Source organism: Shigella sp. FC1967 (genome assembly GCF_001743005.1).
Lineage (GTDB): Bacteria > Pseudomonadota > Gammaproteobacteria > Enterobacterales > Enterobacteriaceae > Proteus.
In genome coordinates this window covers 1-3,866 of sequence record NZ_MIIZ01000741.1, presented here as the reverse complement: position 1 = coordinate 3,866, position 3,866 = coordinate 1, and the positions used below count along the sequence as shown (strand labels likewise).

Annotated in this window: 4 protein-coding genes; all 4 read left to right on the top strand. The window is 41.0% G+C overall.

Translation table 11 applies throughout. The annotated features are described in order from the left end of the window. Positions 1 to 177: 177 nt before the first annotated feature. Positions 178 to 498, top strand: a complete 321-nt coding sequence (locus tag BHE89_RS25630) for an AMP-binding protein (protein WP_286146089.1) — start codon at positions 178 to 180, stop codon at positions 496 to 498. 93 nt (positions 499 to 591) lie between these two features. Beyond that, entirely contained in the window at positions 592 to 1,746 is a 1,155-nt protein-coding gene (locus tag BHE89_RS11655; protein ID WP_286146088.1) for an AMP-binding protein, read from the top strand. A gap of 139 nt (positions 1,747 to 1,885) precedes the next feature. Beyond that, on the top strand, positions 1,886 to 3,121 hold the full coding sequence (locus BHE89_RS11650) for a CaiB/BaiF CoA transferase family protein (protein WP_069369785.1): 1,236 nt from the start codon (positions 1,886 to 1,888) through the stop codon (positions 3,119 to 3,121). 35 nt (positions 3,122 to 3,156) lie between these two features. Next, on the top strand, positions 3,157 to 3,866 hold a 710-nt coding region (locus BHE89_RS11645; RefSeq protein WP_128860499.1), incomplete at its 3' end, for an acyl-CoA dehydratase activase.

The following is a 3,866-nucleotide window of genomic DNA, read 5'->3' as shown; positions in this document are numbered from 1 at the left end:
GAGTAGGTATTTATGACCTTATTAGAAATGACAGTTAAAGAATGTCTAAACAATGTAGTGAAGCAATATGCGTCACAAACGGCCTTAATTGAAAACCAAGAATGAATCATTTCCCCTACCCAGAATAAGGTCATTACAGACGTAAACATCAGCAAAAAAGCGGTTGAGTAGGTATTTATGACCTTATTAGAAATGACAGTTAAAGAATGTCTAAACAATGTAGTGAAGCAATATGCGTCACAAACGGCCTTAATTGAAAACCAAAGTAAAAAGACACTTTCTTGGCAACAATTACAACAAGAAGTCGAGAGTGTTGCGCGTGGTTTTTTAGCCATGGGTTTAACAAAAGGTGACCGTTTAGGGATTTGGTCTGCTAATAGTAAAGAATGGATAATTTGTTTTCTTGCTGCTGCTCAAATTGGTGTTCCTGTTGTTTGTATTAACTTTCATTTTAAAAAAAAGAGAGTTATTCGATTTATGTCGATTAACGGGAATTAAAGCACTCTGCTTTTCTGATGGTTTTAAAAGCAATCATTTTATTGAGGTGATTAATTGTCTTTCTAAAAAAAGCATCAAAAAAATAAAGACGTATTGCCTCAATTATTTATTAGCATGGGAAATCAACAAGCAGAAAAAAGTGTTTCTTTATCTCAATTAAAAGAAATTAGCCAAAAAATATCAGATAAAGAATATCAACATGCTGTTGAACAAGTTAGCGTAAAAGATTTGCTGACTATTCAAATGACCTCTGGCAGTACAGCAATGCCTAAAGGTGTCATGTTAAGCCAATATAATGTCATTAATAATGCCATGCTGTCAGCACAGCGCTTAGGTGTTACGTATGACGATGTGATTTGTCTTGCGGTTCCGCTATTCCACTGCTTTGGACTCTCTTCTTGTCTCTTTTTTGCGTTAACAACAGGGTGCCAACTTGTTCTTCTTGATAATTACAATGCTGAAGATGTGTTAAAAGCCGTCCAACATCATCGTTGCACCATTATGCATGGTGTACCGACCATTTTTAGTCGTTTAATGAAGCATGAACAATTTTCTCACTATGATTTATCGAGTCTTGATAAAGGCATTATTGCAGGAGCAAGTTTTCCGCCTGCGTTAATCGATGACATTGAAACGATCCTCGGTATGAAAGGGATCACCGTCTCTTATGGTCAAACAGAAGCTTCACCTTGTTGCACGCAAACTCTTCCTAATGATGCTTTAGAGATAAAACGTCATTCTATTGGTAAGCCTTTACCTTTTGTTGAAATGAAAATTATTAATCCGAAAACAGGTAAACCTGTGCCAGTAGGCAGTTTAGGTGAGATTTGCACGCGTGGCTTTCATGTGATGATGGGCTATGACAATGCGCCAGACAAAACCAAAGAAGCGTTAGACGAAGAGGGTTGGTTACACACGGGAGATATCGGCTGTATCGATGAACAAGGAAATTATCACTATGCCTATCGTATAAAAGAGATTGTGGTACGTGGTGGTGAAAATATTAGCCTGTGTGAAATAGAAGATGCCATTGCTGAATATGCGGGTGTTGATGCGACAAAAGCATTTGGGATCCCTTCAGCCGATTTAGGTGAAGAAGTGATTGCCACTATTTGTGTGCAAAAAGGCCACAGCATTGATGAAAGTGAATTACGTGAATTTCTACAAGAGCGACTGGCTCGCTACAAAATCCCCAAAGAACTCCATTTCTTTACTGAATTTCCTCATACCCCTTGCGGAAAAAATTGATGTGCAAGCGCTGAAATCTCAACTGGGTTATCGCGTTTCAATCAAGGATGAAAAAACCAAAGTAGCGGGTTAAGTGACAACGGATTTATCCATATTCTGACAACAGCAGTATGAAGTCTAAAAATAATTAGGAGAAAAAATGACAAGTCATAAAGCACTGGAAGGCGTCACAGTAGTTGAGTTGGCGACCTTTATCGCAGTACCTGCAGCGGGGCGTATTTTAGCTGACATGGGTGCGAACGTAATCAAAATCGAATCTCCAAATGGCGATAATTTACGCTATACCGCACCAACAGAAGGCCGTCCATTAGATCAACATGAAAACACCAGTTTTGATTTAGAAAATGCCAATAAACGTGGGATTGTGTTAAATACGAAAACAGAAGCAGGGAAAAAAATCCTGTTTGAATTGTTAGAAAAAGCGGACATTTTCTTAACTAACTGGCGTCCTGGCGCAAGAGAGCGTGCGGGCTTAGATTATGAAACGTTAAAACAACGTTTCCCAAAATTAGTTTACGCCAGTGTGACAGGGTATGGCGATGAAGGCCCAGATAAAGACTTACCCGGCTTTGACTACACCGCATTCTTTGCCCGTGGTGGTATTTTAGGTTCTCTGTACCAAAAAGGCACCGTGCCGATGAACGTGATCCCCGGTCTTGGCGATCACCAGTGTGCATTAGGCTTGGTTTCAGGTGTGTTAGCCGCTTATATCCGAGCTAAAAATATTGGTCAAGGTGAGTATGTTTCAACAAACTTACTGCATACCTCTATTTACACCCAAGCGATTATGATCCAAGCGGCGCAATATCCAGATTATGGTCAAGCTTATCCTATTGATCGCCGTACAACCACCAGCCCATTTATTCTGGCTTATAAAACGAAAGATGATCGTTTTATTCAAGTCTGCATGCCCGTTTACGATGCTTATTATCCAACCTTTATTTCGTGTATTGGTCGTCCTGATTTAGCTGAGGATGCCCGCTATACACGTCTACAAGAAGTCGCAAAAAATAATCGTTCTCCTGAATTGTATGATCTGATTTGGCAACAAGTTGAGCAAAAAACAGCGTCAGAGTGGGCGGATATTTTCACCAAAAACGATATCCCATTCAGCATTGCACAAACTTGGGAAGAAGTGTTGGAAGATAAACAAGCTTGGGCAATCAACACCTTCTACAACATGAAATACAAAAATGGCAGTGAAAAAGCCTTAGTTCGTCCACCGATTGATTTCTTAGAAAGTGGTTTACCTGAATATCGCCGTGGTCCTTTGTTAGGCGAAGACACGCCATCTGTATTAGCTGAATTAGGGTATAGCGCTGAAGAGATAGCAAACCTTGAAGCCAATAAAGATGTGATGACGTGGAAAGAATAATCCGCTTACTTTTTTAATTTCAGGAGAGCAAAGGCATGCAACAAGACATTTTCACAATGGGCGTTGATATCGGATCGTCTGCATCAAAATGCGTCATCATGAAAAATGGTGATGCTATTGTCGCGAAATCGTTGGCATCAGTCGGTGCTGGGACATCTGGACCTGAAAAAGCGATCAGTGAAGTGTTACACCAGTTTGGTGGCGATCTCAGTCAGATCAGTTGGATCTGCGCAACAGGATATGGCCGTAATTCTCTGAAAGAAGCCAACAAAGAGGTGAGTGAACTTAGCTGTCATGCGAAAGGCGCGCACTTTCTTTTTCCGGGTGTGAAAACGGTGATTGATATTGGTGGCCAAGACGTTAAAGCACTTCATATGGATGGTGCAGGCCGTTTATTAAACTTTGTGATGAATGACAAATGCGCCGCGGGTACAGGACGCTTTTTAGATGTGATGTCGCGAGTATTAGAAACCAAGATTTCCGATCTCGCTCAAGAGGGTGCTAAGTCCACTAAAAAAGTCACAATTAGCTCAACTTGTACCGTGTTCTCTGAATCGGAAGTGATCTCCCATCTCGCGAATAACGAAACAATACCCGATGTCATTAATGGCATTCACCGCTCTGTGGCTAGCCGTATTGCGGGTCTTGCCAAACGAGTCGGTGTGGAAGCCCCTGTGGTTATGACAGGTGGTGTCGCCAGTAATTTTGAAGTTGTTCGTTATGTTAGCGAAGAGCTGAACGTCCC

Excerpts from the sequence above, each read along its gene's own strand:
- BHE89_RS25630 (WP_286146089.1), top strand. The coding sequence starts at position 178 with ATGACCTTATTAGAAATGACAGTTAAAGAATGTCTAAACAATGTAGTG.
- BHE89_RS11650 (WP_069369785.1), top strand. The coding sequence starts at position 1,886 with ATGACAAGTCATAAAGCACTGGAAGGCGTCACAGTAGTTGAGTTGGCG.